The 26,524-nt window shown below is 59.4% G+C and carries 24 protein-coding genes and 1 tRNA gene; 5 read left to right on the top strand and 20 right to left on the bottom strand.

The genetic code is table 11. The annotated features are described in order from the left end of the window. Window positions 1–14: 14 nt before the first annotated feature. From KGL31_11880 to KGL31_11830, 11 genes are all read right to left on the bottom strand, one after another. The gene (locus KGL31_11880; protein ID MDE2322590.1) at window positions 15–839 is read right to left on the bottom strand and encodes a diaminopimelate epimerase; all 825 of its coding nucleotides are present in this window, start codon (window positions 837–839) and stop codon (window positions 15–17) included. A 26-nt stretch (window positions 840–865) separates the two neighbouring features. Further along, complete coding sequence (gene lysA, locus KGL31_11875; GenBank protein MDE2322589.1) at window positions 866–2,122, bottom strand: diaminopimelate decarboxylase; 1,257 nt, start codon at window positions 2,120–2,122, stop codon at window positions 866–868. A gap of 269 nt (window positions 2,123–2,391) precedes the next feature. Next, a complete protein-coding gene (locus tag KGL31_11870; GenBank protein MDE2322588.1) occupies window positions 2,392–2,595 on the bottom strand; it encodes a cold shock domain-containing protein in 204 nt (67 codons plus the stop codon). A gap of 134 nt (window positions 2,596–2,729) precedes the next feature. After that, window positions 2,730–4,730, bottom strand: coding sequence for an excinuclease ABC subunit UvrB (gene uvrB / locus KGL31_11865; GenBank protein ID MDE2322587.1), 2,001 nt, complete (start codon window positions 4,728–4,730; stop codon window positions 2,730–2,732). A 12-nt stretch (window positions 4,731–4,742) separates the two neighbouring features. Continuing rightward, entirely contained in the window at window positions 4,743–5,288 is a 546-nt protein-coding gene (locus KGL31_11860; GenBank protein ID MDE2322586.1) for an HNH endonuclease, read from the bottom strand. Between the two features lie 161 nt (window positions 5,289–5,449). Beyond that, on the bottom strand, window positions 5,450–5,605 hold the full coding sequence (locus tag KGL31_11855) for an integrase core domain-containing protein (GenBank protein ID MDE2322585.1): 156 nt from the start codon (window positions 5,603–5,605) through the stop codon (window positions 5,450–5,452). A 30-nt stretch (window positions 5,606–5,635) separates the two neighbouring features. Further along, window positions 5,636–5,968 carry a DUF5615 family PIN-like protein gene (locus KGL31_11850; GenBank protein MDE2322584.1) on the bottom strand — a complete coding sequence of 111 codons (333 nt, stop codon included), beginning with the start codon at window positions 5,966–5,968 and terminating at the stop codon, window positions 5,636–5,638. Further along, a complete protein-coding gene (locus KGL31_11845) occupies window positions 5,965–6,195 on the bottom strand; it encodes a DUF433 domain-containing protein (GenBank protein ID MDE2322583.1) in 231 nt (76 codons plus the stop codon). The genes KGL31_11850 and KGL31_11845 overlap by 4 nt, the downstream gene beginning before the upstream one ends. 104 nt (window positions 6,196–6,299) lie before the next feature. Beyond that, window positions 6,300–6,971, bottom strand: a complete 672-nt coding sequence (locus KGL31_11840) for a hypothetical protein (protein ID MDE2322582.1) — start codon at window positions 6,969–6,971, stop codon at window positions 6,300–6,302. 205 nt (window positions 6,972–7,176) lie between these two features. Then, window positions 7,177–8,013 carry a hypothetical protein gene (locus tag KGL31_11835; GenBank protein ID MDE2322581.1) on the bottom strand — a complete coding sequence of 279 codons (837 nt, stop codon included), beginning with the start codon at window positions 8,011–8,013 and terminating at the stop codon, window positions 7,177–7,179. Between the two features lie 3 nt (window positions 8,014–8,016). After that, window positions 8,017–8,436, bottom strand: coding sequence for a hypothetical protein (locus KGL31_11830; protein ID MDE2322580.1), 420 nt, complete (start codon window positions 8,434–8,436; stop codon window positions 8,017–8,019). Window positions 8,437–8,674: 238 nt separating this feature from the next. Here KGL31_11830 and KGL31_11825 point away from each other — a divergent pair, with 238 nt between their 5' ends. The 3 genes from KGL31_11825 to KGL31_11815 all read left to right on the top strand — a co-directional run bounded on the left by KGL31_11825 (window position 8,675) and on the right by KGL31_11815 (window position 11,411). Continuing rightward, a complete protein-coding gene (locus KGL31_11825; protein ID MDE2322579.1) occupies window positions 8,675–9,361 on the top strand; it encodes an HAD-IA family hydrolase in 687 nt (228 codons plus the stop codon). A 101-nt stretch (window positions 9,362–9,462) separates the two neighbouring features. Further along, the gene (ald, locus tag KGL31_11820; protein MDE2322578.1) at window positions 9,463–10,581 is read left to right on the top strand and encodes an alanine dehydrogenase; all 1,119 of its coding nucleotides are present in this window, start codon (window positions 9,463–9,465) and stop codon (window positions 10,579–10,581) included. Window positions 10,582–10,604: 23 nt separating this feature from the next. Beyond that, window positions 10,605–11,411, top strand: coding sequence for a methyltransferase domain-containing protein (locus KGL31_11815; protein MDE2322577.1), 807 nt, complete (start codon window positions 10,605–10,607; stop codon window positions 11,409–11,411). Window positions 11,412–11,454: 43 nt separating this feature from the next. Here the strand turns inward: KGL31_11815 and KGL31_11810 are convergent, their stop codons facing one another. The 9 genes from KGL31_11810 to KGL31_11770 form a co-directional block, all read right to left on the bottom strand. Continuing rightward, entirely contained in the window at window positions 11,455–14,130 is a 2,676-nt protein-coding gene (locus KGL31_11810; protein ID MDE2322576.1) for a diguanylate cyclase, read from the bottom strand. Between the two features lie 281 nt (window positions 14,131–14,411). After that, on the bottom strand, window positions 14,412–15,356 hold the full coding sequence (locus KGL31_11805; GenBank protein MDE2322575.1) for an RluA family pseudouridine synthase: 945 nt from the start codon (window positions 15,354–15,356) through the stop codon (window positions 14,412–14,414). Next, window positions 15,353–15,943 carry a signal peptidase II gene (gene lspA / locus KGL31_11800; GenBank protein MDE2322574.1) on the bottom strand — a complete coding sequence of 197 codons (591 nt, stop codon included), beginning with the start codon at window positions 15,941–15,943 and terminating at the stop codon, window positions 15,353–15,355. The genes KGL31_11805 and lspA overlap by 4 nt, the downstream gene beginning before the upstream one ends. Beyond that, window positions 15,844–18,663, bottom strand: a complete 2,820-nt coding sequence (gene ileS, locus KGL31_11795) for an isoleucine--tRNA ligase (GenBank protein MDE2322573.1) — start codon at window positions 18,661–18,663, stop codon at window positions 15,844–15,846. The genes lspA and ileS overlap by 100 nt, the downstream gene beginning before the upstream one ends. Window positions 18,664–18,730: 67 nt before the next feature. After that, window positions 18,731–19,831: a rod shape-determining protein RodA gene (rodA, locus tag KGL31_11790; protein ID MDE2322572.1), complete on the bottom strand. Its 1,101-nt coding sequence runs from the start codon at window positions 19,829–19,831 to the stop codon at window positions 18,731–18,733. A 16-nt stretch (window positions 19,832–19,847) separates the two neighbouring features. Next, complete coding sequence (mrdA, locus tag KGL31_11785; GenBank protein MDE2322571.1) at window positions 19,848–21,689, bottom strand: penicillin-binding protein 2; 1,842 nt, start codon at window positions 21,687–21,689, stop codon at window positions 19,848–19,850. Further along, a complete protein-coding gene (gene mreD / locus KGL31_11780; GenBank protein MDE2322570.1) occupies window positions 21,689–22,168 on the bottom strand; it encodes a rod shape-determining protein MreD in 480 nt (159 codons plus the stop codon). The genes mrdA and mreD overlap by 1 nt, the downstream gene beginning before the upstream one ends. Next, the gene (mreC, locus tag KGL31_11775) at window positions 22,165–23,040 is read right to left on the bottom strand and encodes a rod shape-determining protein MreC (protein MDE2322569.1); all 876 of its coding nucleotides are present in this window, start codon (window positions 23,038–23,040) and stop codon (window positions 22,165–22,167) included. The genes mreD and mreC overlap by 4 nt, the downstream gene beginning before the upstream one ends. A gap of 90 nt (window positions 23,041–23,130) precedes the next feature. Then, a complete protein-coding gene (locus tag KGL31_11770) occupies window positions 23,131–24,156 on the bottom strand; it encodes a rod shape-determining protein (protein ID MDE2322568.1) in 1,026 nt (341 codons plus the stop codon). A gap of 296 nt (window positions 24,157–24,452) precedes the next feature. Between KGL31_11770 and KGL31_11765 the strand changes: the two genes are divergently transcribed. After that, window positions 24,453–24,539, top strand: a tRNA-Leu gene (locus KGL31_11765). A 224-nt stretch (window positions 24,540–24,763) separates the two neighbouring features. Further along, the gene (locus tag KGL31_11760; protein ID MDE2322567.1) at window positions 24,764–25,993 is read left to right on the top strand and encodes an ATP-binding protein; all 1,230 of its coding nucleotides are present in this window, start codon (window positions 24,764–24,766) and stop codon (window positions 25,991–25,993) included. The last annotated feature ends 531 nt before the right edge of the window (window positions 25,994–26,524 follow it).

Below are 26,524 nucleotides of genomic sequence, written 5' to 3'. Positions count from 1 at the left end.
GTCTCCATCCGAAACTATGCTTTCAGCGCATCCGCCATCAGTTCACCCTGGTAGACCAGCCGGACCTCCCCCTCGAAAAAGACCTCCTCATATTCCGGCCCCTTCCCGGTAAAAGACACCGTCAGTATCTCGCCGCTCCTGACCTGTACCCGCACCGGGGTTGAGACCAGCCCTAATGTCGCCGCCACCAGCGCCGAGCCGACGGTCCCCGTACCGCAGGCCAGCGTCTCGTCCTCGACGCCGCGTTCATAGGTCCGGATGGCCAGCGTATGCCCGTCAAGGATCGTTGCAAAATTGACATTGGTCCCAGCGGGTTGAAAGGCCGGATGAAACCTGATGGCGCGCCCCAGCGTTCGGATCGGGACCGCCTCCAGGTCGGTATAAAAGAGGACGGCATGCGGCACCCCCGTATTAATGCTGTGGATCTCATGCAGGTCGCCATCCACCTCAATTGATTGATGAAGGCGAATGTCCCGTGGCCGACTTGTCTGAAGCTTGACCCTCGAACCGTTTACTTCAGCTCGAATAATCCCGGCCAGCGTTTCAAAGGCCATGTGGGGTCCGGCGATCCCCAGCATCTCAGCAAACCTCGCCACGCAGCGGCCGCCATTGCCGCACATCTCCGCCTCGCTACCGTCGGCGTTCAAGATTCGCATCCGGAAATCTGCTACTGAGGAAGGTTCGACCAGGATCAGGCCATCGGCTCCCACCGATATCCGTCGCCGGCAGACCCGCTCAGCCAGCGTCGTGAGCTCAATATCGAGCCGGCCATCGCGGTTGTCGACCACGATGAAATCGTTCCCGCTCCCGCTCATCTTCATAAAGATCAGCTTATCCATCATACCGCTCTCTCGACAGTTATCGATCAAAGATCCGGAGGAAGCCGCTCGCTTCGGACCAGATCCTCATAGCTTTCCCGCTCGCGAATCGTGAAGATGCGATCGCCCTTCACCAGGATCTCCGGAAGTCGGGGCCGGCTGTTATAGTTGGATGACATCGTGTGGCCATAGGCGCCGGCGCTCATTACGACCAATAGCTCCCCTGGCTCTGGGGCCGGCATCGATCGGTCCTTGGCCAGGAAATCTCCCGACTCGCAGACGGGACCCACCACATCGGCCACTACCGTCTCCCGCTCTTTCTCACGCCGTGCGGGGAGGATGGAGTGGAATGAGCCGTACAGACTCGGGCGAACCAGGTCGTTCATCCCGGCATCGACTATGATAAAATGTTTGGCAGGCGTACGCTTGTCGTAGAGGACCCTCGTCACTAGAACCCCCGCATTCCCCACGATCACCCGTCCCGGCTCCAGCACGATGGTGCAGTCCAGATCCTTGACGACCGCAATCATGGCTTCCGCGAAGACCCGTGGCACCGGCGGATTTTCATCCTTGTAGGTAATCCCGAGCCCGCCACCGACATCCAGGTACTTGATCGCAAAGCCATGATCTCGGAGTTCCGCGATCAGCCCGGCAATCTTGGCCAGACTGTCTACAAAGGGCGCGATCTCGGTGATCTGGGACCCGATATGCTGATGAACTCCGACGACCTCGATGTGTCGCAGTTCCCTGGCGACTCGGTACTCCTCCATCGCCAGGGAGATATCGATACCGAACTTACTCTTCTTCAGCCCGGTCGAAATATACGGATGCGTCTTTGGATCGACGTCCGGGTTGATCCGCAGCGCCACCCTCGCCTTCGTCCCCATGGCCTCGGCCACGTCATTCAGCAGGCGGAGCTCCTGGGGCGACTCCACGTTAAACATCAGGATATCGGACTTCAGGGCGAAGTCCATCTCCTCGCGGGTCTTGCCCACTCCCGCAAAGACGATCCGGCTGGGCGGAATACCGGCCCTCATGGCGCGATACAGCTCTCCGCCCGACACAACATCGGCGCCGCCTCCGAGGTCGGCGAAGAGCTTCAACGTCGCGCCGTTGGAGTTCGCCTTCATCGCAAAACAAACCAAGTGGGGGATGTCGGCGAACGCCTGATCAAACGTTCGGAAGTGATGCGCGAGCGTCGCGTGACTATACAGATAGAACGGGGTGCCGACCTCCTCAGCGATCCGCTCAATCGGCACCTCTTCGCACATGAGATGATCACCGCGATACTGGAAATGATGCATGCAAGCACTCTCCTGGTGAGTCGTTATGTGTCGGATTTTGGCACAGGGTGGGCGAGTAGTCAAAAGGAAAGTAGGGGTCAGAGGTCAGGTAGAGAGGCTGAAGGTTGAAGGCTATATGATCGCTGCTTTACCCCTAACAGCCGTCAGCCGTCAGCCTAAACGCCTAAGTAGTACGAAAACACGTATAGTGCGCAAGGAGCGATCTACTCTCGACGATCCTCCCCGCTCAATCTGAGCAAATGCTTGTCCAGACTAGTCTAGTCTGGTGATTACCCCTGCACGACCCGGACCCGGACCGCCTTCGCACGGCCACGATCATCCTGGCCCAGGTCAAACTCGACCGTGTCGCCTTCCCTCAGGGTAACGCCCCCCTCCACGTCACTCGCGTGGACGAACGCATCCTGTCCCCCATCGTCCCGCACGACGAACCCGAACCGTTTCGTTACGTTGAACCACTTCACTTTACCTTTCATGCTTGTCACCTCCTGTTGTCGTTAAGACCCTGCGGCCTTTCAATGCCCTGTCCCTATAGACAGGAATCTTTACCTCGCACCCCGCATCCTTACACTGCGCAACGCTTCGATCAGCCTCTCTTCTCCGACTCCGTCTACTCCTCGACGATACCGAGGCGGCGCTTCTCCGTCTCCCGGATTCGATCCCGAAGCTCCGCCGCGCGCTCGAATTCGAGCCGCTTCGCTGCTGCCCGCATCTCTTTCTCTAACTGCTCGATGTAGGCCGGTAGCTCTTCTTGCGTAAAACGGCCAGCTCCCTCGGCGTCTGACGTTGCTGGAACGGTGTAGTAATCCTTCTCGCAGACGCTTGAGAGGACATCAGAAATCGACTTCTTGATGCTTTCCGGCGTGATTCCGTACTCGCGGTTATAAGCCATCTGACGCTCGCGTCTCCGCTCAGTCTCCTCCATGGCGCGCCTCATCGAGTCGGTGATGGTGTCGGCGTATAGCACCACCCGCCCCTCGACGTTCCTGGCGGCGCGGCCGATAGTCTGGATAAGAGACCCGGAGGAGCGAAGGAACCCCTCCTTGTCGGCATCCAGGATGGCGACCAGCGCCACCTCGGGGATGTCCAGTCCTTCCCGCAACAGGTTAATCCCGACCAGCACATCAAACTTCCCAAGCCTCAGTTCGCGGATGATCTCATTTCGCTCGAGCGTATCGATGTCCGAGTGCAGGTAGCGGACCTTGATCCCGACCTCGGCGAGGTAGTCGGTAAGGTTCTCAGCCATCCGCTTGGTCAGCGTCGTGACCAGGACCCGATGGCCTCTCGCGGTGATCGCTCGGATCTCGCCGATCAGGTCATCGATCTGCCCGCGGATCGGCCTGACCTGGATCTCAGGGTCGATCAATCCGGTGGGGCGGATAATCTGTTCCACGACCTCCCCCTTCACCTTCGTCAGTTCGTAGGGGCCTGGCGTAGCCGACACGTAAATGACCTGACGCACAGCCCGCTCAAACTCCTCGAAGGTGAACGGTCGATTATCCAGGGCAGACGGAAGACGGAACCCGTACTCCACCAGCGTCCCCTTGCGGGAGCGGTCGCCATGATACATGCCACGGACCTGCGGGATCGTCTGATGAGATTCATCGATGATCACCAGGGCATCCCTCGGCAGGTAGTCCATCAGCGTGGGGGGCGGCTCGCCTATGGCCCGACCCGATAGATGGCGCGAGTAGTTCTCGATCCCCTTGCAGGTCCCGATCTCCCGCATCATCTCCAGGTCGAAGAAGGTGCGCTGCTTCAGCCGCTGCACCTCGAGAAGCTTCCCGGCCTTCTCAAAGGACGCGACCTGCTCATTCAGCTCCTCGAGAATCGCAGCGAAGGCCACCTCGCGACGGTCGTGGGGGGTGACATAATGCGTGGCCGGATAGATCGGAACCCGATAGAGTCCCTGGATCCGCTCGCCCGTAACCGGGTCGATCTCCCACAGCCCTTCCACCTCGTCGCCGAACAGTTCCACTCGAACCACCGTGTCGGCGTAGGCGGGGAAGATCTCCACAACGTCCCCTCGGACTCTGAACGTTCCGCGGTGCAGATCGTACTCGTTCCGCTGATACTGGATCTCCACCAGCTTCCGGAGCATCGCCTCCCGATTACAATGGCCGCCCCGCTCCAGGAAAACCATCATCCCATAATAGGCTTCCGGGGAACCCAAACCATAGATGCATGAGACGGAAGCCACGATGACTACGTCACGCCGCTCCAGCAGCGACCGAGTGGCCGAATGGCGAAGCTTGTCGATCTGATCGTTGATCATCGAATCCTTCTCGATGAAGGTATCAGTGACAGGCAGGTACGCCTCGGGCTGATAGTAGTCGTAGTAGCTCACGAAGTATTCAACGGCATTATGCGGGAAAAACGCCTTGAACTCTTCAAAGAGCTGGGCGGCCAAGGTCTTGTTGTGGGCAATGATCAGCGTCGGGCGTTCGATCGCGGCGATCACGTTCGCCATGGTAAACGTCTTGCCCGAACCTGTCACGCCAAGGAGCACCTGGTGGGGCCGACCCTGCAGGCACCCCTCAACCAGTTTTCTGATCGCCTGGGGTTGATCGCCCTTTGGCTGATAGTCGCAGACGAGCTTGAAATTGGGCATGGTGGAAGGTGGTCAGGAAAGGGAGCCCGACAGGTCCCCCCCTGCTCCACGGGGAAGGTACTTGCTCCAGGACCCGGCCCCGTGCGGGGAATAGAACATGATGCCGAGGTACACGACAGAGACCGGCTTGGCTGGCTTGCGGAGCAGGCTCATGCTGGCCTCGTGAAGGGGCTTACTGCCCTTCTTCAAATTGCAGGCGCGGCAGGCGCTCACCACATTCTCCCAGACAGTCCGTCCGCCAAGCGATCTGGGGATCACATGGTCGATGGTCATCCGTTCGCCGCCGTTTCGACCGCAGTACTGACAGGTATAGGCGTCCCGCTTCAGGATATTCTTCTTATTAAAGGAGACCGTGGGAATGACGGGACGCCTCACGTAGCGATGGAGGCGGATCACAGCAGGGATAACAAAAACAATCGATGGAGAGTGAATGAAGTGTGGACTGTCCTCGATCCGTTCGGCCTTTCCGGTATACAGCAGAATAATAGCTCTTCGCGCGGTACAGACGTGGAGGGGCTCAAAAGAGTTGTTCAATACCAATACTTTGTCAGTGTCCATCGAACGGTTCAGTGGACTCAAGGCTTACGAATCCCCGTATAGTGGAATCATCCTTAGCATACAACGGGGAGGTTGTCAACGCAAAGGAAAGAAGATGTTGGTAGCAAGTGAACTGGTCTCGCAACGGTTGGGTGTAGTGGCCCACTGAAGGTCAACAGGGCTCACGCAGCCTGGGGGAGCTGATAGAAGCATTCGCGCCAGGCACGAGAGGCAAGATACCCCAGAGCCGAGTGATGCCGTTCCGTGTTGTAGCGGTCGATCCAGGCCAGGATGACCCCCGTTGGGCCTGCTCGAAGGACGCGAAATGGTGTAACCACACATACTCCTGCTTCAGGGTTCGGCGCTGCTCAACCCAAGGACAGAAAAGCCGCTTCGGAGTCGCCGAGAAAAGCAATGATCTCGCGTTCAAACATACGTAGCAGCGTTTCGATGGTCCGGGTCGAACAATTGCCGCGGCGAATCCAGATCACCTTTGGAGGATGGCCAAGAAGGAAACTCATCTGATGGAAGTCGGAGTCCTTGGACACTATGGCAAGTCCATGTTGAGCTGCGTAAGCCCAGACCTCTGTGTCAACTCCGCGCTGTAGGCCGATATCACGAACGTGAACCGACTCAGGGAAAAGGTCCGCAAGGGCACTGACGAGGCGTGGCGAGAGGTTCTGGTCGAAAAGCAGCCTCATGCTGCCGGCGGAACCGACACCATTCTACGCTCACGATCAGCCGCGAAGGCGAGGCAAGCACGGATGTCCTCGGCTGTGAGGTCGGGGAAATCGGTGAGGATCTCCGCTTCAGTCATTCCGGAAGCGAGATACTCGAGGACATCGTATACGGTAATGCGCAGTCCGCGGATGCACGGCTTTCCGCCACACTTGCCTGGCTCAATCGTGATGACATTTCGGTAGTCCATATGCCAATGATAGGCGCACCGTTTCCGGCGGTCAACCCCAATCACGCGCCGCACGCTGGTGTTCACCTGCCGCACGGTCGGGTGGAACACGTTGTGGGGCGGCGCTATGGTGACGCACTCAGGAAAAATGCTCGGAATTGATAAAGCTTTTGTAGATAACGAGCAAACATTTGGAGAGAAATATATTGGTCCTCACGTAATACGGGCTTGCCAGTTGGATGCCCTGCGTCGTTCCTTTGTATGCGTAACAGGTCAATCACAGCGTCAAACGTGAGGCTCATGCCGTCGGCAAGTTCATCAGATAGATCGCCCTTCCGAGGTTCGATGCGGTTTCTGAATTCTTCGAATTTTCTCACATACGGTTGTCGGGGGTCATCGAGAATTTTCCTCAGCGCCACGCCAGATGATTGCAGCCACGCTACGCTTGCAACGGCCATCTCCATAAAAGCTGCTTCTGACGCTACACCCAAACTTACTGCCGACGCAAGATAGCAGCCATTTGTGTAACACCGAACGGCCTCATCGGCATACATGGAGACAAGATCGCTCATGCCAGCGACGTTTGACCGAAGCCGTGCCATGTATCGTTCCGGATCATCGGGATTGAATTGTTCATCTTTCGCGGCGGCTGTTCCGGCATCTGTAAGTCGCCATTCCCAATTTTCCGGTGCAGACTGCCAGATATTGATATAAATCAGCCCTCGGCCTACAAGTGACCAAAGAGTTTGAGAGATAAGCTCACGGGACGGCCTACTCTCCCTGGGGTACTCATTCAATACAGCCTCGGTGAAATAGTGGTCTCCTCTACCAAGCCTTTTATCTACCCTGGGCTCCGCTAATAATCTCAAGATGGTACTTTGCAAGGTTACAGTATTAGTAGGCATTCCTGTGACCTATGATGAATGTTGGAATTGAGCCCACTTCATGTGCCGCTCAATAAAGGACTGAAACGACCCTACCGGTCGTCACAATCCTTGTTGGTTACGCCGAATACTTGGCATCGCGCTGTGCCGCTCTCAGCACGTCCCGAAATATCTGTAATAGCTCTTCGAGAGAAACCTTCACGCGCGCGTAGTCCCGGACTACGCCCTTGCCGCGGTGGGTGATGTTGGAGCGCACCTGATAGTAGTAGCGCACCGCCCTCTCCGATACCTCTGGGTCAAGAACTTCCTTCTCAGTAGGCCTATCAGCCCGATAGACTTCGCGGCGTGCCGTGACGTGTTGTCGAAGGCTTTCGACGAATGCTGGCTCACGTGCTAGCTGGCCAACCTTCTCTGAGACCTTATCGCTGAGGTGATAACGTAGTGACACGTACCGCTCAATGGAGGACCAGAGGAGAAGATAAGCCATCTGCAATCTGAACAGAGGCTTCAGATTCCAGTCAAAGTCTTGCGATTTGAGCGTCTCCTCCACCACATCCAGCGCTGCCGTGAAAAGTGGGTCGTTCCAGCCGTTCCACTCGTCTTCCTCGCAGGCTACGCTGCCTTTCCTTGGAGACCGACCGACCAAAACGTTTGCGAGCTTGTCATCGACTTGGGCTACGTCCCAGCGGTAATGTTGGTCTGGCTCCATGGCTGATATGCGGTCGTATGCTTCCGCGATTCCCTCAGGCGGGAACGATAGTAGCGCGCCTTTGACGGACCCGAGCCCCTCCAGGTCAATGATCGGCAGGCCATCACGCAGGAATAGACTTCCCGCTACGCTTGCCGGCTCGGCAACCGCGCTGACGAGGTCACTCAGCTGGAAGAAGGCCAACTGTCCAGGCCTGAAAAGGCCGTAAGCAAAGAAGGGGCGATCAATGCTCGGCGGGCGTTTCATTGATTACGTCCGTTCCATCGGGACGAGATCGGCACGCCAGATGTTCATCGCAGCGAATAGGGGTCTCGCCTCCTCCCGCAGCCTGACCCATGCTGCGGGAATTTCTTGAGCACGGGCGTCGAAGTCGAGACGGTCGGTCTCTCGAAGCTCCGACTCGACTTCCGCGAGTGACGGACACGACCTGAAGCGCCGAGGGCAGAAGGCGATGCATGCATCCAGCAAGGAGTCAGGGTGGCTTGGCTCAGGCGGTACGATGACTCGAACCCTGCCGATGGGCCTGATGGACCTGTCGAAGTAGTGGGGCTCAAGCCATTGGCGGTCAGCGTTTCCTACAAGGACGAGGAACTCGATGGGATTGAGCCCGTCGGCCCCCATGAAACCGCCGGGGGCTCCGATCACATAGAGCTTGGAATACCCTGCCACTATGGCCCCCTTGTCTCTGTCCCTCGACCTAACATTTACTTTTGAGCTTCTCCTACAAATGGAAACATTCTATTTGATGGTAGTGCGGTGTCAAGGTATTATCACCAGAATTGTCATGGCCCCCTCCAGGCTACCCATATATCATGAAAATTGCCTGGCGTGGAAGGGCTACGCCCGGCATGGGTGCCGGGGGCTCCGGGACGCGACAGACTCGATAGACATTTTCTGAGCGGGAGAGATGGAAAAACTCAAGGCGATTATCTTTGACGTGGATGGGACGCTGGCCGATACGGAGCGGAACGGGCATCTGGTGGCCTGCAACGAGGCGTTCGCGCAGATGGGGTTTGATATCCGCTGGAGCTGGGAGGAGTTCAAAGAGCTGTTGAAGATTCCCGGTAATGCCCGGCGGATGCGACTGGCGCTTTCGACCCGGACCTCGCTCTCCGAGACCGAGATCGACCGGATTGTGCCGGAGCTGTTTGCGTTGAAGAAGGAGTTGTATCTGCAGCGGGTTGGTGGGCTGTCGCTGTACCCCGGTGTGGCCCGGATTATCCACGAGGCGATCGATCGCGGTATTCGACTGGCGATCGTATCGGTCACCCATGAAGATCAGATCCTCGCGCTCCTGAAGGCGCTGATTCCAGAGGCTCTCGATGTCTTCAGCCCGATTTTCGGCCAACAATCCGGAAAGAAGGACTCGGCCCTGTATGCGCGGTGCGCGGCGATGCTCGGATTCGATGCGTCGGAGATCCTGGTTATCGAGGACTCCGAGAAAGGTTTCAAGGCGGCCAATGGAGCCGGCTTGCCGTGCGCCGTCGTCTATAATGAGTATACGCGCGGTCAGGACTTCACCGGCGCCGAGCTTGTGGTCCGGAGCCTGGAGTGCCTGAACCTCGACCTTCTGGAAAGGTTGTGCCTGAGCTAACCACAAAAGGCGCCCTCGCCTTCGGGCGATCGATCCTTGACATCGTCAAGGACGATATGTCACTTTTTGCTTAGCGTGTCACGATGTACCAGTGAGTCGCGATGATCATCGGGGTCCCAAAAGAGATCAAAGAGGCTGAGAGTCGGGTAGCGATCATACCCGCCGGCGTCCAGGCGTTGCAGGCGCATGGGCACCGGGTGCTGGTCCAGCGAGGGGCCGGGATCGGCTCCGGCTTATCGGACGACGCATACGCCAAGGCCGGAGCCGAACTGATTGGCGATCCGACAACGATCTACGCCCAGGCCGATCTGATCTACAAGGTCAAGGAACCGATTCCTCCCGAGTGCGAGATGCTCCGGGAAGGACAGGTGTTGTTTACCTTTCTGCATCTGGCCCCCGTGCCTGAACTCACCAAACAGCTCCTTGCGCGGCGGGTGGTAGCGGTGGCCTATGAGACCGTAGAGACGCCAGAAGGCCGAAAGCCGCTACTCGAGCCGATGAGCGAGATCGCCGGACGGATGGCAATCCACGTCGGGGCGCACTATCTGGCTACCCCGCATGGCGGGCGCGGCGTGCTGATCGGCGGGGTGCCAGGGGTCCCCCCCGCCACCGTCGTAATCCTGGGCGGCGGCGTCGTCGGGGCCAACGCGGCGAAGGTAGCGGCAGGCATGGGCGCATGGGTCTATCTGTTGGACGTGGATCAGACCCGCATGCGCCACCTTGACGAGATCCTTCCGGAGAATGTGACGACCCTCATTTCAAATTCGATGAGCATCGAGGAGTGCGTACGACGGGCCGATATCCTGATCGGGGCCGTCTACATCTCCGGGGCCAGAGCCCCCAAACTGGTGACCCGGGAGATGATCACGCTCATGAAGCCTGGATCGGTGATCGTTGATGTGGCCATCGATCAGGGCGGCTGCTTTGAGACCAGCCGCCCCACCTCCCACAGCGACCCCGTTTATGCCGTGGACGGTATCCTGCACTACTGTGTCGCCAACATGCCAGGCGCCTTCGCCAGGACCTCAACCTTTGCCCTCACCAACGTCACCCTTCCCTACGCCCTTCGGCTCGCCGACAGCGGGTGGCGCCGGGCCATCCTGGACTGCCCAGAGTTGTCGCTGGGATTGAATCTCGCCCTCGGTCACGTCACCCATCCCGCGGTGGCCGACGCGCATGGCCTGGCCTACCTGCCGCCCCTGGACGCCGCAAAGGCTTAGCGCAAGGCGATCATCCCCCGTTTATGACTGCTCAGACGAACCCGCATGATGTCGGCTCCCATGTGGCGGCGGTTTATAACGCCATGCTGGCGGAGTACGACCAGATCGAGGACCAGTTTTATTTCGCCGAATGCTATCGGATCTACAGAGAAACGGTCGAATGGATCGTCCGCGAGAAGCCGGACGGCCTGGCGATTGACCTTGGGTGCGGGACGGGGAAACAGACGGTCCTGCTGGCGCAGCGGGCCGGGCGGGTAGTCGGGATCGACATCTCGGATCAGATGATCGAGGCGGCGCGGCAACGGTGCAATGGCCGGTCTAACGTCAGCCTTGTGACCGGCGACATCACCAGGCTGCCGTTCGAAGATGGATGCGCCCAGGCCATGGTCGCCTATGGCGATGTCATCGGCCACAACTTTACGGCGGTCGATGTCGTACTGCGAGAGATGGTGCGGGTCTGTGCGCCGCGCGGGCTCATCTCGTTCGAGATCGATTCGAAGTGGTGTCCTGATCTGCTCTATCTGCCAAAGGAGCTGTGGCAGGCCATGACGACTCTGGGCGGGCACCTGCGGGAGTGGAAAGAGATGCAGTTTAAGACCTTCACCTGGTCGGAGCTGACACGCCTCTTGCAGGCGCACAATCTGCGGCTTGTTGAGGTCCGGAGCATGAATATCCTGACCATGCTGTTCCCCCCGTCGCTGCTCTTTCGCCGGAGGCAGGACGCCCCTCGTTTCGATGCTCTCTTCCGACGCGTGATGGCGCTCGATATGAGGCTGGGAAGGTGCCTGCGGTGCGGCTCCACTAGAATCGTGACGGTGGAGAAGCCGTAAACGGTGCGCGGTACGCGGGTACGAGGTTAGTTGCCGTTCGCCGTTACGCGGCGATCTCGACGCGATTTCTGCCTCCCTGCTTGGCACGATAGAGGGCCGAGTCCGCCGCTTGCAGCACTGCGTCTGCCGTCTCGCCATGCTGCGGCCAGACGGCGACGCCCAATGAGAGCGTGATCGTACCCAATTGTATACCGGCAACACGCACCACAAGCGACTGCGCGCCGAGGCGCACCTGTTCCGCGCGCTCGCGTACAATGTCCAGCGAGGCGCCAGGCAGAATCAGCGTGAACTCTTCGCCGCCGTAGCGACACGCAATATCGTCGCCGCGCACGTGATGCCGCAAGAATCTGCCCAGCGCAGAGAGGACCGCGTCGCCGGCGTCATGCCCGTGGGTGTCGTTGAGCTGCTTGAAATGGTCGATATCCAACATTACCACGCCGAGCGTTGAACCGGCACGTGTGGCGCGCAGGATTTCGCGCGGCAGGGTCTCGTCCAGATAGCGGCGATTGAACAGACCGGTCAACGAATCGCGAATCGATTGCTGGCGCAGGGTCTCACGCAGCCGCAGGTTGCCGAGGGAGAGGCTGAGGCTGTTGGCTACGGTCTCCGCCAGGGTTAGGAAAGCCGGTTCCGCCAGGTCTGTGTCGTCGACTTCGCAACGGCAGAGATGTAAGATACCCAGCGCCTCGCCGTGCGCCAGCAATGGGACGCACATCCACTCTCGCCGCTTGGCGGGAGGCGTGTGACGGCACAGCGGCTCGTCGCGACTGGCGCGTACGCAATGCGGCTGCCCGCGCCGCAGGGCCCAACAGTCTTCGGACGCGAAGGCAGAGCTCAGATAAGCCGTCGGATCGCCCCATGCCGACGTCTGTTCCAGGAGGTCCCGCGAGGGTGAACGCACATAGAGCGCGCCCGTGTCGTGAGGGAACAGTCGCGGCAGATAGCGTTGAGCGACATCGTACGCTTCATCGGCGCTGATGCTGCCTTGGATCAGGTCGGTCATTTCGCGCAGCAGGTGCAGTTCCGCCGTACGACGTTCCAATTCGCGCATCGTAACGGTTATTGCGGCGTTTGCTTCGCGCAGCGCGACCTCCGCGCGCTTGCGGTCGGTGTTATCGATGGCAATTGAGATAAAGCCCGTGACATTACCGCGCGAATCGCTCCAGGGTGCAAGCGACAGCGTAACGTCCAGCGGCGTGCCGTCTTTTTTCAGACGCATGGTCTCATGCCCAGTGATGATCTCGCCACCGGCAAGCCGCTTACACAACGCCTCAAATTCATCGCGCTTGTCGGGTGGAATCCCCGGTGCGGGACGGTTCAGAACTTCCCCCTCACCCCAGCCATACAACCGTTCGGCGTCGAGACTCCACATCCGCACGACACCGTTGAAGTCGAGCACCATACCCGCGATAGGCGCTCGGTTGACCAGCCTACGCAGGGCTCGATTGCTGCCGGCAAGCGTCTGTTCCAGATTGGCCCGCGCGTCCAGCGCGATGACCAGATTAACGCGCATCTGTTCGAACGCATCGGCCAGTTCGCCGATTTCATCGGCGCACTCCATCGAGATTGGCGCATCCAGCTCCTGTCGTCCCAGCCTGTATGCGGCCTCGCGCAGTTGATGGATCGGCTTCGTAATCGACCGCGATGTCACCCAGCCGATACCTGCTGCGATAGCCAGCACAAAAAGACCGGCTATCGCGAACCAGCGCGTCTGTACTGCAACGTGCCGCATGTCGCTTTCGTAGGACGCGGTGTAATCCAACAGCAGCGCGCCTACGATCTTCCCGTCTCTGGCCTGGATCGGAACAACCATCTGACGGATGCCGGCAGGATAGTCCGCGCTTCTTTCAACGAACGCGCGAGCCCGGCCATCCTGGATGGTCAGCGCCACATCATTGCCCTCATCGTGCGTATACGTCATCCCAATATCTTGTGTGATCACGTCTGCAACAATCCGCTTACGCGAGTCCACGATCTCAATGTCCCGCTTCTGCACTCGCGCCAGTTTCTCCACCAACTCCTGTATATAGGCGGGCTGGTCGAAGAAGACATCTGGCCTACCGGCCTTTTCATCCAGTTTGGCGACACTCACGCTCAAGTAGCGCGCGCTCTGCTCCGCGTCGGCTATCACGGCATGGTTAACCGCTCGCATATGTACGACTGCGTGCCAGATGCCCAACAAAGCGAACAAAAGCGTCGCCACGACAAAACCGCACATCAGGCGGGACGCAATCCCGATGTGGCGCCACATATGCGGCGCGCCGGACCGGGGTTGAGCGCGCTGAATGCGGGCGGCGTCCAGTTCACGCCGGATTGCGGCAACCAGGCGCGCAGGCTGATCCTTGCGAATATAATCTCGCGCGCCCGCTTTGACGACTTCAATCGCGGTCTCGTCGGAAATGATGCCGGAAACAACGATGAACGGAATCGCTTTTCCGGTTGATCGCAGGAGCTTCAGCGCTGCCATGCCGTCAAAGGTCGGCAGGTGGTAGTCGGCGACGATGATATCCCACTCGGCGCGCGCCAGCTCCGCGCGCATCTGCTCAGCAGTTTCGACACGCACGGACGTGACGTCAAAGCCGCCATGCGTGATCGCCTGCAACAGCAGTCCGGCGTCGACTGCGTTGCCTTCAACGAGCAGGATGCGCAAAGGGGTGGCTGGTGCGGATTGCCGGCGGTCTACTTCTCGATTACCAGGTGAGAGGAGCGGCTGTTCCATCTTTTTGATTCCAAACTACTGGCGGAAGTCGTTTGCCTACGTGGCGCCCGCAATGTCATCCCAATCATCATCGCATATAATATAGTACATTTTATTACAAAGTGGTCATAGATGCTGACATTTATGATATAATAATATACAGAAATCGCTCGGATAGTATATTGATCGGTGATGATGTGGGTATCACGAACTACCGCTTGACACTGCACGTATTCGAGCTGATTTTATGCTTTCTCGGTAAACGGAAAACCTGGAGAGGGTCTGAGCAGACTGGTGTCTATCTAGGATTCTGTGTGAAGCCGGCTTTTGAAGTCCGGCGGCAGCGGGGCCTCGAACTCCATCCACGCATCGGTCCTCGGGTGGAAGAAACCCAACTTCCAGGCATGCAGCAGATGCCGCTCCGCCTTACCCTTGAACTTTGAACTTTGAACTTTGAACTTTTTTTCCTTTGTTCCCCCGTACACCTTATCGCCCACGACCGGGTGGCCGATTGCGGACAGGTGGACCCGGATCTGGTGGGTCCTGCCGGTCTGCGGCATGAGTTCGAGTAGTGTAAGGTCACCCAGTCGCTTCACCACCCGGTAGATGGTTACCGCCTTCCGACCTTTGCGTGTGCGCACCGCCATCCGCTTTCGATCCCGTTCGTGCCGGCCGATGTCAGCTACGATCTGCCCCTCAGACTGCTTGACCTCGCCATGCACCAGCGCGATGTAGGTCTTCTGGACCCGGCGTCCTTTGAATTGTGTGGCGAGTGAGGCCATGGCCGCGTCGGTTTTAGCCACGACCATCGCTCCCGACGTCTCTTTGTCGAGCCGGTGAACGATCCCTGGTCGTCGCTCTTCGCCGATCCCTGGGAGATCCGGACAGTGATACAGAATGGCGTGGACCAGCGTACCGGCCGGATGCCCGGGGGCGGGGTGCACGACCAGTCCCGCCGGCTTATTCAGGATCAGGAGGTCGGTATCTTCGTACAGGATGTCGAGGGGAATCGGTTCAGGTGTGAGAGTGGACGGTTGTGGCGAAGGGATCGAGAGGCTGATCTGCTGGCCCGGGTGGGCCGTGGCGCTCGCCTTCGGGTGGCGACCATCGACCAGCACCCGGCCGGCTTTGATGAGGCGCTGGATCTGTGAGCGTGGGAGCCCGGTCGCGGCAGTGAGGTACCGGTCCAGCCGCAGGCCGGCGACCGAGGCATCGGCTATGAGTTCGCGGACCTCATCGCCGCTCACGAAGCCGGACCTCGATGACGCTCCCGACGTTCATCAAGGATCAGCGTGAGCATCATGAGCGACACGCCGATGGTGATGGCGGAGTCCGCAACGTTGAACGCGGGCCAGTGATACTGGTAATAGTGAACATCGATGAAGTCGACAACCATCCCGATTCTCAACCGATCCGCCAGGTTGCCGACAGCGCCCCCAAGGATCAGGCTCAACCCGAACGAGCCAAGCGGATGGTCGTCAGATCTGTGATGTCGATAGTACAGAATGAACCCGATGGCCAGGAGAGAGATGCCGATGAAGAAAGGGTTGCGAACCCCTGCGGCCTGGGCGGCCAGGAAGCCGAATGCCGCACCAGGGTTCATGACATGGACGATCGCGAAGAGATCAGGGATGAGGGGGATGCTGTGGCCGAGGGGTATCGAAGCCTGGATCAACAGCTTGGAGATCTGATCGAGAACGATAACGATGAGCGCAACAGCGTAGAAACGCAACCCTATACCCTCTCCCCTATCTCTTCCAGGACGCTGGCGCAGCGGGCGCAGACATCCGGGTAAGGGATCGACCGACCCACGCTTTCGCTGTAGGTCCAGCATCGCGCGCATTTGAGCCCCTCTGCCCGCCCTACCCGCACCTCAACCTTTTTTCCGACCGTATCCGCCTCGGCCAGACTCCCTACGCTCACGGACGAGACGATGAACAGCATCGGCAGATCAGCTTCGTACTGGGTGAGAACCGGCAGCAAGGCGGGCTCGACCAGCAGGTCAACTCGCGCCTCCAGTGACGTCCCGATAAGCTTGGCTTTGCGAGCGGCTTCGAGGGCTTTCAGGACCTCATCACGAACCGACAGTAAAATATCCCAGCGGGCTTCAAGGGTTTCGTCCAGCAGATCGGGCCGGACGAGCGGGAATTCGGCAAGGTGCACGCTCTCCCCCTCGCCGCCCTCCTTGGGCATTGCCTGCCAGACCTCATCGGCGGTAAAGGACAGGACCGGCGCCATAAGTCTGACGAGCGCGCCAAGGATCCGATACATCGAGGTTTGGGCCGCACGTCTGGCGCGAGAGCGAGGGGCCGAAGTGTAGACCCGATCCTTGAGGACATCCAGGTAAAAGGCTGAAAGGTCCACAGCGCAGAAGTTGTGCAGGCTATGGTAGAGGAGGTGAAACTCGTAGGTCTCGTAGGCCCGGCGCACTCGTTCGATGAGCCGCTCCAGTCGACTCAGGATGAACCGATCGATCTCATCGAGTTCGTTGGGCGGCAGCGCATCCTGAGTAGGCTGGAAGTCGGACAGGTTGCCGAGCAGATAGCGACAGGTATTCCGAATGCGCCGGTACCCTTCCGCCAGTCGCTTCAAGATTTCCTCGGAGATCCGGATATCATCGCGATAGTCCTCGGCTGCCACCCACAAGCGAAGAATCTCGGCGCCGTACCGTTCGATCACCTCTTGGGGCGCCACAACGTTGCCGAGCGACTTCGACATCTTCTTGCCTTCGCCGTCCACCACGAAGCCGTGGGTCAGGACCGCCCGATAGGGCGCGTGTCCCCGGGTTCCGACTGCGGTGAGCAACGAGCTATGGAACCAGCCCCGATGCTGGTCGCTCCCTTCGAGGTACATGTCGGCGGGCCACTGTTGGTCAGGTCGGACCGCGAGGACGGCTGCGTGGCTCACACCGGAATCGAACCAGACATCCAGGATGTCGCGTTCCTTCTCGAAGTCGGTCCTCTTGCAGTTAGAACAGGTGGTCCCGGGCGGAAGCAGGTCCGCTGCCGTTTTTGTGTACCACATGTCAGCTCCCGCGCGTTCGATCATGGTTGCCACGTGCTCCGCGAGCTGCTGGTCCGCCAGGATGTGGCCACAATGCGCGCAGTAGAAGGCGACAATCGGGACCCCCCAGGCCCGCTGCCGCGAGATGCACCAGTCGGAGCGGTACGCGACCATATTGCTGATCCTGTCCTCGCCCCAGGAGGGGATCCACCGAACCTGCTTGATCTCCGTCAGGGCCTTGGCGCGGAGTCCGGTCCGCCTGCCGCTTTCATCAGACAGGACCGCCGCGTCCATGGAGATGAACCACTGTTCCGTCGCCCGAAAGATGGTCGGGTTCTTGCACCGCCAGCAATGGGGATAGGAGTGCTCGACTTGCACCTCCGACAGCAGCAGACCGCGGCGCTGAAGCTCTGCAACGATCGTGCTGTTGGCCTTCCAGACGCTCAGGCCGCCGACAAGCGGCAGATCCGCAACGAACCGCCCGGCTGCGTCGACAGGGTTATAGATATCGAGACCGTATCGGAGGCCGGTCTCGTAGTCCTCAACCCCATGTCCCGGCGCCGTATGCACACACCCTGTCCCCTGGTCCATGGTGACATAGTCGGCCAGCACAACCTTCGAGGGTCGTTCGATCCAGGGATGCCTGGCCGTAAGTCCTTCCAGCGTACGACCAGATACTTCCTCGACAACCCGGCTCGCTTTCACCCCTGCGGCTGCAAGTGTAACCTCCAGCCGATCTTTGGCGACGATGAAGAACTCGTCAGTCGATTCGACGATCACGTAGGATGCATCCGGATGTACGGCGATAGCCAGATTCGCCGGCAGCGTCCACGGTGTCGTCGTCCAGATCACGACGAACGATCGTTTGCCCTGCAGGACCGGCAGGCGCTCCGCGACATCCGGGTTAAGCGGAAACTTAACGTAGATGGACGGAGATGAATGATCGCCGTACTCGACCTCGGCTTCGGCCAGAGCGGTCCGGCATGAGGCGCACCAGTGAACCGGCTTCTTGCCCTTGTAGGCTGCCCCCGTTCCGAACAACCTCCCCAGTTCACGGACGATCGTTGCCTCGTATTTGTAATCCATGGTGAGGTAGGGATCCGACCAGTTGCCGAGTACCCCGAGCCGCCTGAACTCTTCCCGCTGAATGTCGACAAACCGGGCGGCGTACTCGCGGCAAAGCGCTCGCTTTTCCACCAGCGACACCTCTGCTTTCTTACTGCCCAAGTCTTTGTCGACCTGGTGTTCGATCGGAAGTCCGTGGCAATCCCATCCCGGGACGTAGGCGGCGTTGTAGCCGAACATCGACCTGGACTTGACCACGATGTCCTTCAATATCTTATTGAGTGCATGACCAATGTGGATGTGGCCGTTCGCGTAGGGAGGGCCGTCGTGGAGGATCCAGACCTGCCGATCAGCCCGAACCTCGCGGAGCCGATCATAGAGACCCGAAGCTTCCCACCGTTTCAGGATAGATGGCTCGAGTATAGGGAGATCCGCCTTCATCGGAAAGACGGTTGTAGGTAGATTGAGTGTCTCTTTATAATTCATTTCTGGATTCCCGTATCCTGTGTTTCATAGCAGCGACAACAACGCCTGTCAAGGCTTCAGTACAGCCTCAATACAGATACCGATGTTTGTGAAGGTTGAGCAGCAGCCCAACGGCCAGCATGTTCACCAGCATGGAAGAGCCCCCGTAGGAGAGCAGCGGGAGCGGAATGCCGACTACCGGCATGATGCCGGTCACCATCCCGATGTTGATCACCACCTGCCACGCCATCATGCTCACGATGCCGAAGCTCGTGATCATGGTGAACAGGTCGTGGGCATCTTTAGCGAGGCGAAGACCCCTCGAAAGAAGGTAGGCATAGATCAGCAGTAAACCTAGCGAGCCGATGAAGCCCCATTGCTCCGCCAGACCGGCGAAGATGAAGTCGGTGTGATTCTCCGGCAGGAAATTGAGCTGGCTCTGCGTCGCCGCCATCCATCCCTTTCCGATCACCCCCCCTGAGCCGACGGCGATCTTCGATTGGGCGACATGATAGCCCACGCCCATGGGATCCATATCAGGATACATCAGCACGAGAACCCGATTCTTCTGGTAGTCATGCAGGAAGTTCCAGAGCACCGGCGCGACAGCAGATCCGACTGCGCCGACCAGAACGAAGTAGCGAATCTTCAGTCCCATCACTGCCAGGATGCTGGCACAGATCAAGAGCAGCATGATGGCGGTGCCAAGATCGGGTTGCCGTAGGACAAAGACCGTCGGCAGAAGGGTCAGGAGGATCGGCACGATAAAGATCCGAGGTGCGCATAACTCTTCCTTTCGATCCTCAAAGTAGCGAGCCAGCAGGATGATGAGTGACAGCTTCATGAACTCCGAAGGTTGAAACGCGAACGATCCGATGCTGAGCCATCGCTGGGCGCCCAGGCCGGTTCGGCCGGTCAGGGCGACAAGCACCAGCGCGATCAGGAGAAAGGCGTACAGAGGATAGGCCAGGCTCCAGGTTGTCCGGTAAGGGACCAGGCAGAGCAGGATCATGGCGGAGAGTCCCATCACTACCCAGATCGCCTGTTTCAGATACAGCGATCTTCGAAAGAGGGAGGCGTGCATCCCGCTTGTGCTGTAGATGATCAGGACGCTCAGGGCGGCAAGCCCGGCAGCGGAGGCGACAAGTCGCCAGTCGAGGACGGGTAGAACGCGGCGAGGTATTAACATGGGACAAGCGCTCCCATCAGTCGCCTTCGGTCGGTTCCGACTCAGCAGTCTGAACCGGCTGCTGTTCTTTGGGAAGCTGAAACCACGCCTCCAGGAGACTCCGCGCAATCGGCGCAGCCACTTGGCCGCCGAAACCGCCGTGCTCCACCACCACGGCAATGGCAATCTGAGGATTATCGGCGGGTGCGAAGCCCACGAACCAGGCATGGTCCCGTTGATCGCCTCGCTGCGAACCACCATTCTCCACAACCTGCGCGGTTCCTGTCTTGCCGGCCACTCTGAGCCCGGGAATTTTGGCGCGACTCCCCGTTCCTTCGCTGACCACCGCCTGCATTCCTTCCCTGACAATCGCCAGGTTATCAGGGTCGATGTTGACCCGCCGGATGCGTTCGGAGCCGTACTCCTCAATCAACTCACGATCCAGCGTTTCGACCTTTCGTACAACCCAGGGTCTGTAGAGGGTCCCCCCGTTGGCAATGGCAGACACCATCATCACGGCCTGTATCGGCGTAACCGTAACCATCCCTTGTCCGATTCCGGCCATCACCGTGTTGCCGGGATACCATCCGCCGACCTCTGGTGGGCGAGTCGTTGAGGAGGGAATGACCCCCCTTGCTTCACTGCCCAACCCAAACCCAGAGGGGGCGCCAAGCCCCAGCTCCCTCGCAACGCGGGTGATCTCCTCGATTCCGGTTTTGAGCGCCGTGTTGTAGAAGTAGATGTTGCAGGAGTTGGCGATTGCCTGCCGGAGATCTAACGTCCCGTGACCGCCTTTTTTCCAGTCGTGGAAGAGGTGGGAGCCGAGGCTGAAGGAGCCGTTGCAGGAAAACGTGGTCTCAGGATGAATGGCTCCCTTTTCGAGAGCCGCAAGCGCGGTCACCAGTTTAAAGATGGAGCCCGGCGCGTACTGGCCCTGGAGCCCTTTATTTTGCATAGGATGACGAGGGTCAGCGATGAGCCTGTGCCACTGCTCCAGAGTCATATGCTCGGAGAACTGGTTTGGATCGTACGATGGCTGGCTTACCATGGCCAGGATTTCACCGGTCGACGGATGGACAGCGATGAGCGCGCCGCTTTTGCCCTGCAGGGCCTGCTCCGCGACCCGCTGCAGCCGGTTGTCGAGCGTCAGGTGTAGATTAAACCCGGACTGCGGTTCAACCCGCTGGATCAGCCGATTTATTTTTCCGAGCGCGTCCACCTCTACCTGATCCCCGCCATCAACACCCCGTATAAACGCGTCGTATCGCCGCTCAATCCCGGCCTGCCCCATCGTCTCACCCGGACGAAAGTCCCGAAATTCTTTAGACTTGAGTTGCGCCTGGCTCACCTCGGTCACGTAGCCCAGCAGGGTAGCGGCTGACCCGCCATTGGGATACGCGCGCACCGGTCTGACCTGAAGGCTGACGCCCGGTAGATCGATCTTGTGCTCTTCGATGGCCGTGACGGTGCGCCCATCCACCCCTTTTCGCAGCAGCACCGGCTGCAGTTGCGAGCCCTGCCTTTGCGCGATGCGTTGCCTCAGCTCATCGGGTGAGAACTGGAGGATCTCCGCGAGGCGGTGCGTTGTTTCCTCTACATCAGGCATATCTTCTGGTGTCGCATACAGGTCGAACGACGCCAGATTCTCTACCATGGGATCTCCGTTTCGATCGAAAATGAGTCCCCTTGGCGCCTCGACCGGCCGCAGGCGCAGGCGATTATTAAGGGAAAGGAGGAGCAAACGATCACCCTCCAGGATCTGCAGAGCCCAGAGACGGAGCAGCAGGATCAGGAAGGCTGCAGAGATCAGGACCGCTGCAACCCTGATCCGTTTCTGGAAGGGGGCATAGCGGTTTGAGATCTTACGGTCCCCGCTCATCAGGTCAGGCCCTTGTTGATTTTCAGCTTCAGCACGCCAAGCAGCCCGGCCCCCAGTATCGCGGTGTAGAGCGCTGCCGGCAGCGCAGTCCACAGGAGGGCGGATACCAACGGGCGAGGCGCATGAAAAAAGCGGAGGAGCAGGAGGGTGATGAGCCCGGACAGCAGTCCGGCCAGGCACAGCAGCGCAAACCGCCCGGCCAACTGGGTCGTCTTCACCTGTTGACTTAATCCGCTCACCAGGAAGCCGATCAGACTCAACGCGAACGCGTTGAGGCCAAGGGGGGCACCAGAGAGGGAGTCCTGGTACAGCCCGATGAGGAAGCCGGCGGCTGTCGCCAACTCCGGTCCTACAGAAAGGCTCAATCCGAAGAGCAGGACCAGAAACAGGTCCGGCTGAATGCCGCCGATGGCCAAGCGGGGGACGATGGCGGCTTGCAGGAGGCAGACACTGAAGAGCGCCAGCAGGAACATCATCATGGCGGGGGCTCCTCACCCGGCCAAGACAGGTCACTCGAAGGCGGCCGTTTCAGGACCATGACCTCCTCCAGGCGCGAAAAATCAGCATGAGGCTGCGCTTCAATCAATTGAAACAGGGTTCCGTTCGTCGGCCGGCTCGATCGTGCAACCTTGCCTACCGGGATGCCTTTCGGAAAGATACCGCCCATTCCTGAGGTGATGATCCGGTCGCCGACAGCTACGTCGGTCATCAAGGGAAGATACTTGATCTGGATGGCGCCGTCTTGGCTCCCCGCGGCGATCCCGATGGCGCGGCTTCGCTGGATGAGCACGCCTACCGCGCTTTCCGGATCGGTAATGAGCTGTACCCGAGACGCCTGCGCCGTCACGTCCACCACCCTTCCCACCAGCCCTTCAGCGGTCACGACCGTCATATGGCGCCGGATCCCTCGGTCCGCCCCCGCATCAATCAGGATCGATCTGAACCAGTTCGTGGTGTCCTTACCGATCACCTTGGCGACGATCGCCTCCGTACCCACCCGGTTGTCCATTCGATTCTCTATCTGGAGGAGCCGGCTCAAGCGAGCATGTTCCAGGGCTGTCTCGTGCAGCTCGCCCACCTCTGCTCGGAGTTGCCGAACCTCCTCCTTCAAGAGCTGATTGTCGCGGCGGACCCGGCGGAGATCGATGTACTCATTCCAAACCGTCGCGGTGATGTCGAAGCTCTTCGTGACAAGCCGCAGGAACGGGGACACGGAGGTGAGGAGGATCTGCTTCGTAAACAGAGCGAGGGAGCCACCGCTGCGGGCTTGCAGCGTCATCAGCACAAAAGCCAGGAGCAGGGCTGTCGAAAGGACTAGCGTCCGCCGGTATCGGAGCAGCAGTCGAGTCATGCCTGTCTTTAACGCCTACGGAGCTACGGGGAGAATCGAGGTGTGCGCCACAAAGGCAACACGATCGGCAAGCCTCCCGGCAGACCGCATTTACGCCTCGAGGCACACCCTTTTGAGGAGATCCAGCTCATCCAGCGCCTTCCCTGTTCCGAGTACAACGCACGAGAGCGGATCTTCAGCGACGCGTACCTTGAGATGGGTCTCATGGGAGATCAGCACATCCAGGCCATGCAGCAGGGCCCCACCGCCGGCCATCACGATCCCTTTATCTGCAATGTCGGCAGCCAGCTCCGGCGGCGTCCGCTCCAAGGCTGTTCGGACCGCATCGACAATGGCATGGATCGGGTCGTGGAGGGCCTCTCGAATATCGCTGTCGCTGACGGTAATCGTCTTGGGGATACCGCCAATCAGATCGCGCCCCTTGATCTCAATCTTATGAGGTTCATCGAACGGAAACGCCGAGCCGATCTGGATCTTCACGCTCTCTGCGGTTCGTTCTCCCACGAGCAGGTTATACTTCCGCTTCAGATACTGGACAATCGCGTCATCCATCTCATCCCCGGCAATCCTGACCGACTGGGCATACACGATTCCGGCCAGGGAGATAACGGCCACCTCGGTCGTTCCGCCCCCGATATCGATGATCATGCTGCCCACGGGGTCCTGGACCGGCAGTCCGGCACCGATTGCCGCAGCCATGGGCTCTTCCATCAGGTATACCTCGCGCGCTCCGGCCTGCTCCGCAGCATCGCGAATGGCGCGTCTCTCGACCTGGGTGATACCGGAGGGGACACCAATCACGATTCGGGGTCGAACGAGGGTTTTCCGGTTGTGGATCTTGACGATAAAATGCTTAATCATCGACTCGGTAATATCGAAGTCGGCGATCACGCCGTCCTTCAATGGGCGAATCGCAACAATACTGCCAGGGGTACGGCCGAGCATCTCCTTGGCGTCGCGTCCCACTTGCAGGACCATGTTGGTCCCCTTCTTGATCGCTACCACCGACGGTTCGCTGAGAACAATTCCCTTACCTTTTACGTAGATGACCGTGTTGGCGGTTCCGAGATCGATGGCGAGGTCATTGGAAAACATGCCAAAAAACCAATCGAAGATCATAGGTAGCTCCTCAAACTGACTTGCGGTGCTCGCAGCGAGGGAGAACGTACACCAAATTATTGATTATTGCAGGAGGAATGTAATGCCACTCTTCTGAGAACCCTTAGGAGAATCCACGCGATCCGCCTAGAGCCGAGTTGCCTTATTTACATAGTTCCCAGAGAGTTTCTAGCACAGAACAAGGCGGGATACAAGAAGTTTCTGGGACATGTTGGGATGCTTACGTTCTGTTTCCCAACACTTCCAGACAAGCCTCTCGACACCCTTGCCGAGATATGGTAGAAGTACATCGCGCCGGGGTGGTGAAACTGGTAGACGCACGGGACTCAAAATCCCGCGGGCTTCGGTCCATGAGGGTTCGACTCCCTCCCCCGGCACCACAACTGAGCCATGACATTCGGCACGCCAAGCAGACGTTCCAATCTCGCCTTTAGTGCCAGCATCCCATCCACGTCCACGACGATCCTCTTCATAAACCGCTCAATCGCCTCACGGCCGCCGCTCACGTTCCCTCTGCGAAGGCGTTCCGTGATCCCATCGACGTGGTCCTCAAGAGCGGATTTTCTATTTGCAATTATGCAGTAGGAATGCATAATAACAAATTATGAGGCGCGTCATGGGTCGGGAATACATCGCGAGGTCGCTGGAACCGGTTCTCAGGAAGGCCGCAGCCGAATTTCCTGCCGTCGTCCTGACTGGTCCCAGGCAGTCCGGCAAGACGACACTGCTCACACACCTCTTTGGCAATGACTGCCGCTATGTCTCCCTCGAGCCTCCCGACATCCGGGCGATCGCAAGGGAAGACCCTCGGGGCTTCCTGGACGCGTACCCACCTCCGGTGATCTTCGACGAGGTGCAGCACGCTCCCAACCTGCTGCCCTACGTGAAGGAACAGATCGATGCCCACCGCGAGCGGACCGGCCAATACCTCCTCACGGGCTCCCAGAATCTCCTGCTCGCCGAGAAGATCACCGAATCCCTGGCCGGGCGCACGGCAGTACTCCGCCTGCTACCACTGTCCCGCCGCGAGGCGGAAGAACGCCCGAACGCCGCCCTGCCATGGGAGTCCGGACACAGGAGCCCTGCGAGGAGAACGGATCGGGGCATCTGGCAGGACTTCCTGCGGGGCGGCTACCCGGAGCTGGTCGCGAACCCCGGACGCGACGTCACCCTCTGGCATGCCGGATACGTCCAGACCTACCTGGAGCGAGACGTGCGCACCCTCCGCCAGGTAGGCGATCTGACTCAGTTCCAGAGCTTCCTCCGGGTCCTGGCGGCGCGCACCACCCAACTCCTCAGCCTGACCGATCTGGCCAGGGACCTCGGTGTCGCCGTGAACACGGTCAAGGCCTGGCTGTCGGTGCTGGAAGCCACCTACCAGGTGGTCGTACTCCGGCCCTATTTCGCCAACGTCGGCAAGAGGCTCGTCAAGACACCGAAAGTCTATTTCACCGATGTCGGCACGCTGTGCTATTTGACCGGCCTGAAAGATCCCGGCCATGCCGCCTCCGGTCCCATGGGCGGTCCGATCATGGAAACGGCGGTCCTGTCCGAGATCGTCAAGACACTTACCCATCGAGGCCTCGAGCCGCAGGTCTACTTCTGGAGGACCTCCACCGGCACGGAGGTAGATATCGTGGTCGAGGTCTCCGGGAAGCTCGTCCCGATCGAGGTCAAGCTGTCCGCGACCCCGCGACCGGCCATGGCCTCGTCCATCAGGACGTTCCGGGTGGATTTCGGCGACGCGGCCCTGCCAGGATACGTGGTCCACCCGGGCGATATCCGACTCCCACTCGGATCAGACGTGACAGCGTGTCCGTTCACCGATCTGTAGGTTCTCACCGCTCAGGCAAGCGACATGAACCACTCAATCACGTCGACCATGCGGCAGCCAAGAGAGGAGGTGGAGTGATGACCACGCCGAAGAACGCCGCGAACACCCCGATGCGTGATGAGGGCTATCCTTACCCGGTCCTCCTCCCCATCTTGTCTGGCGGCACCTGGAGCGGGGAGGCCCAGTAGCTGGATCTAATTGGATACGGGCCGCTTAGAAGCGCTGCTGCTCCCTTCTGATCCCGTCTCACGTTCTTCTTGCTCCAGCGCCTTCATATGCTTAGCCACCAGGTTTTCGAACCGCCGCCGCTGCCCGCACGACTCCCGGTACTGACTTCCTGTTGAGTCCGGCACACGCACTGGACGCCGTGCACCGTTCGGTGCCGCCCTCCTGGCACTCTACTGACCCGTATTGATCGGCATTCTTATCCCCGTTGCCGTTTTCTACGGCAAGATGGGCGATAACTGGAGTAGATTCAGGCGGTAGAATAGAAGGCAGTATCGCGCCGGATTGTGCCCGCCTCAGTCTCAA

This window comes from Candidatus Methylomirabilota bacterium (assembly GCA_028870115.1).
In the GTDB taxonomy this organism is placed as follows: domain Bacteria; phylum Methylomirabilota; class Methylomirabilia; order Methylomirabilales; family Methylomirabilaceae; genus Methylomirabilis.
This window is presented reverse-complemented; position numbering and strand designations above follow the sequence as displayed.

Bases quoted from the DNA above. Each gene is read 5' to 3' on its own strand.
- KGL31_11880 (MDE2322590.1), bottom strand. From the start codon at position 839: ATGGATAAGCTGATCTTTATGAAGATGAGCGGGAGCGGGAACGATTTC.
- lysA (MDE2322589.1), bottom strand. From the start codon at position 2,122: ATGCATCATTTCCAGTATCGCGGTGATCATCTCATGTGCGAAGAGGTG.
- KGL31_11870 (MDE2322588.1), bottom strand. From the start codon at position 2,595: ATGAAAGGTAAAGTGAAGTGGTTCAACGTAACGAAACGGTTCGGGTTC.
- uvrB (MDE2322587.1), bottom strand. From the start codon at position 4,730: ATGCCCAATTTCAAGCTCGTCTGCGACTATCAGCCAAAGGGCGATCAA.
- KGL31_11860 (MDE2322586.1), bottom strand. From the start codon at position 5,288: ATGGACACTGACAAAGTATTGGTATTGAACAACTCTTTTGAGCCCCTC.
- KGL31_11850 (MDE2322584.1), bottom strand. From the start codon at position 5,968: ATGAGGCTGCTTTTCGACCAGAACCTCTCGCCACGCCTCGTCAGTGCC.
- KGL31_11845 (MDE2322583.1), bottom strand. From the start codon at position 6,195: ATGGACTACCGAAATGTCATCACGATTGAGCCAGGCAAGTGTGGCGGA.
- KGL31_11835 (MDE2322581.1), bottom strand. From the start codon at position 8,013: ATGAAACGCCCGCCGAGCATTGATCGCCCCTTCTTTGCTTACGGCCTT.
- KGL31_11825 (MDE2322579.1), top strand. From the start codon at position 8,675: ATGGAAAAACTCAAGGCGATTATCTTTGACGTGGATGGGACGCTGGCC.
- ald (MDE2322578.1), top strand. From the start codon at position 9,463: ATGATCATCGGGGTCCCAAAAGAGATCAAAGAGGCTGAGAGTCGGGTA.
- KGL31_11815 (MDE2322577.1), top strand. From the start codon at position 10,605: ATGACTGCTCAGACGAACCCGCATGATGTCGGCTCCCATGTGGCGGCG.
- KGL31_11810 (MDE2322576.1), bottom strand. From the start codon at position 14,130: ATGGAACAGCCGCTCCTCTCACCTGGTAATCGAGAAGTAGACCGCCGG.
- lspA (MDE2322574.1), bottom strand. From the start codon at position 15,943: ATGCTGGACCTACAGCGAAAGCGTGGGTCGGTCGATCCCTTACCCGGA.
- ileS (MDE2322573.1), bottom strand. From the start codon at position 18,663: ATGAATTATAAAGAGACACTCAATCTACCTACAACCGTCTTTCCGATG.
- rodA (MDE2322572.1), bottom strand. From the start codon at position 19,831: ATGTTAATACCTCGCCGCGTTCTACCCGTCCTCGACTGGCGACTTGTC.
- mrdA (MDE2322571.1), bottom strand. From the start codon at position 21,689: ATGAGCGGGGACCGTAAGATCTCAAACCGCTATGCCCCCTTCCAGAAA.
- mreD (MDE2322570.1), bottom strand. From the start codon at position 22,168: ATGATGATGTTCCTGCTGGCGCTCTTCAGTGTCTGCCTCCTGCAAGCC.
- mreC (MDE2322569.1), bottom strand. From the start codon at position 23,040: ATGACTCGACTGCTGCTCCGATACCGGCGGACGCTAGTCCTTTCGACA.
- KGL31_11760 (MDE2322567.1), top strand. From the start codon at position 24,764: ATGAGGCGCGTCATGGGTCGGGAATACATCGCGAGGTCGCTGGAACCG.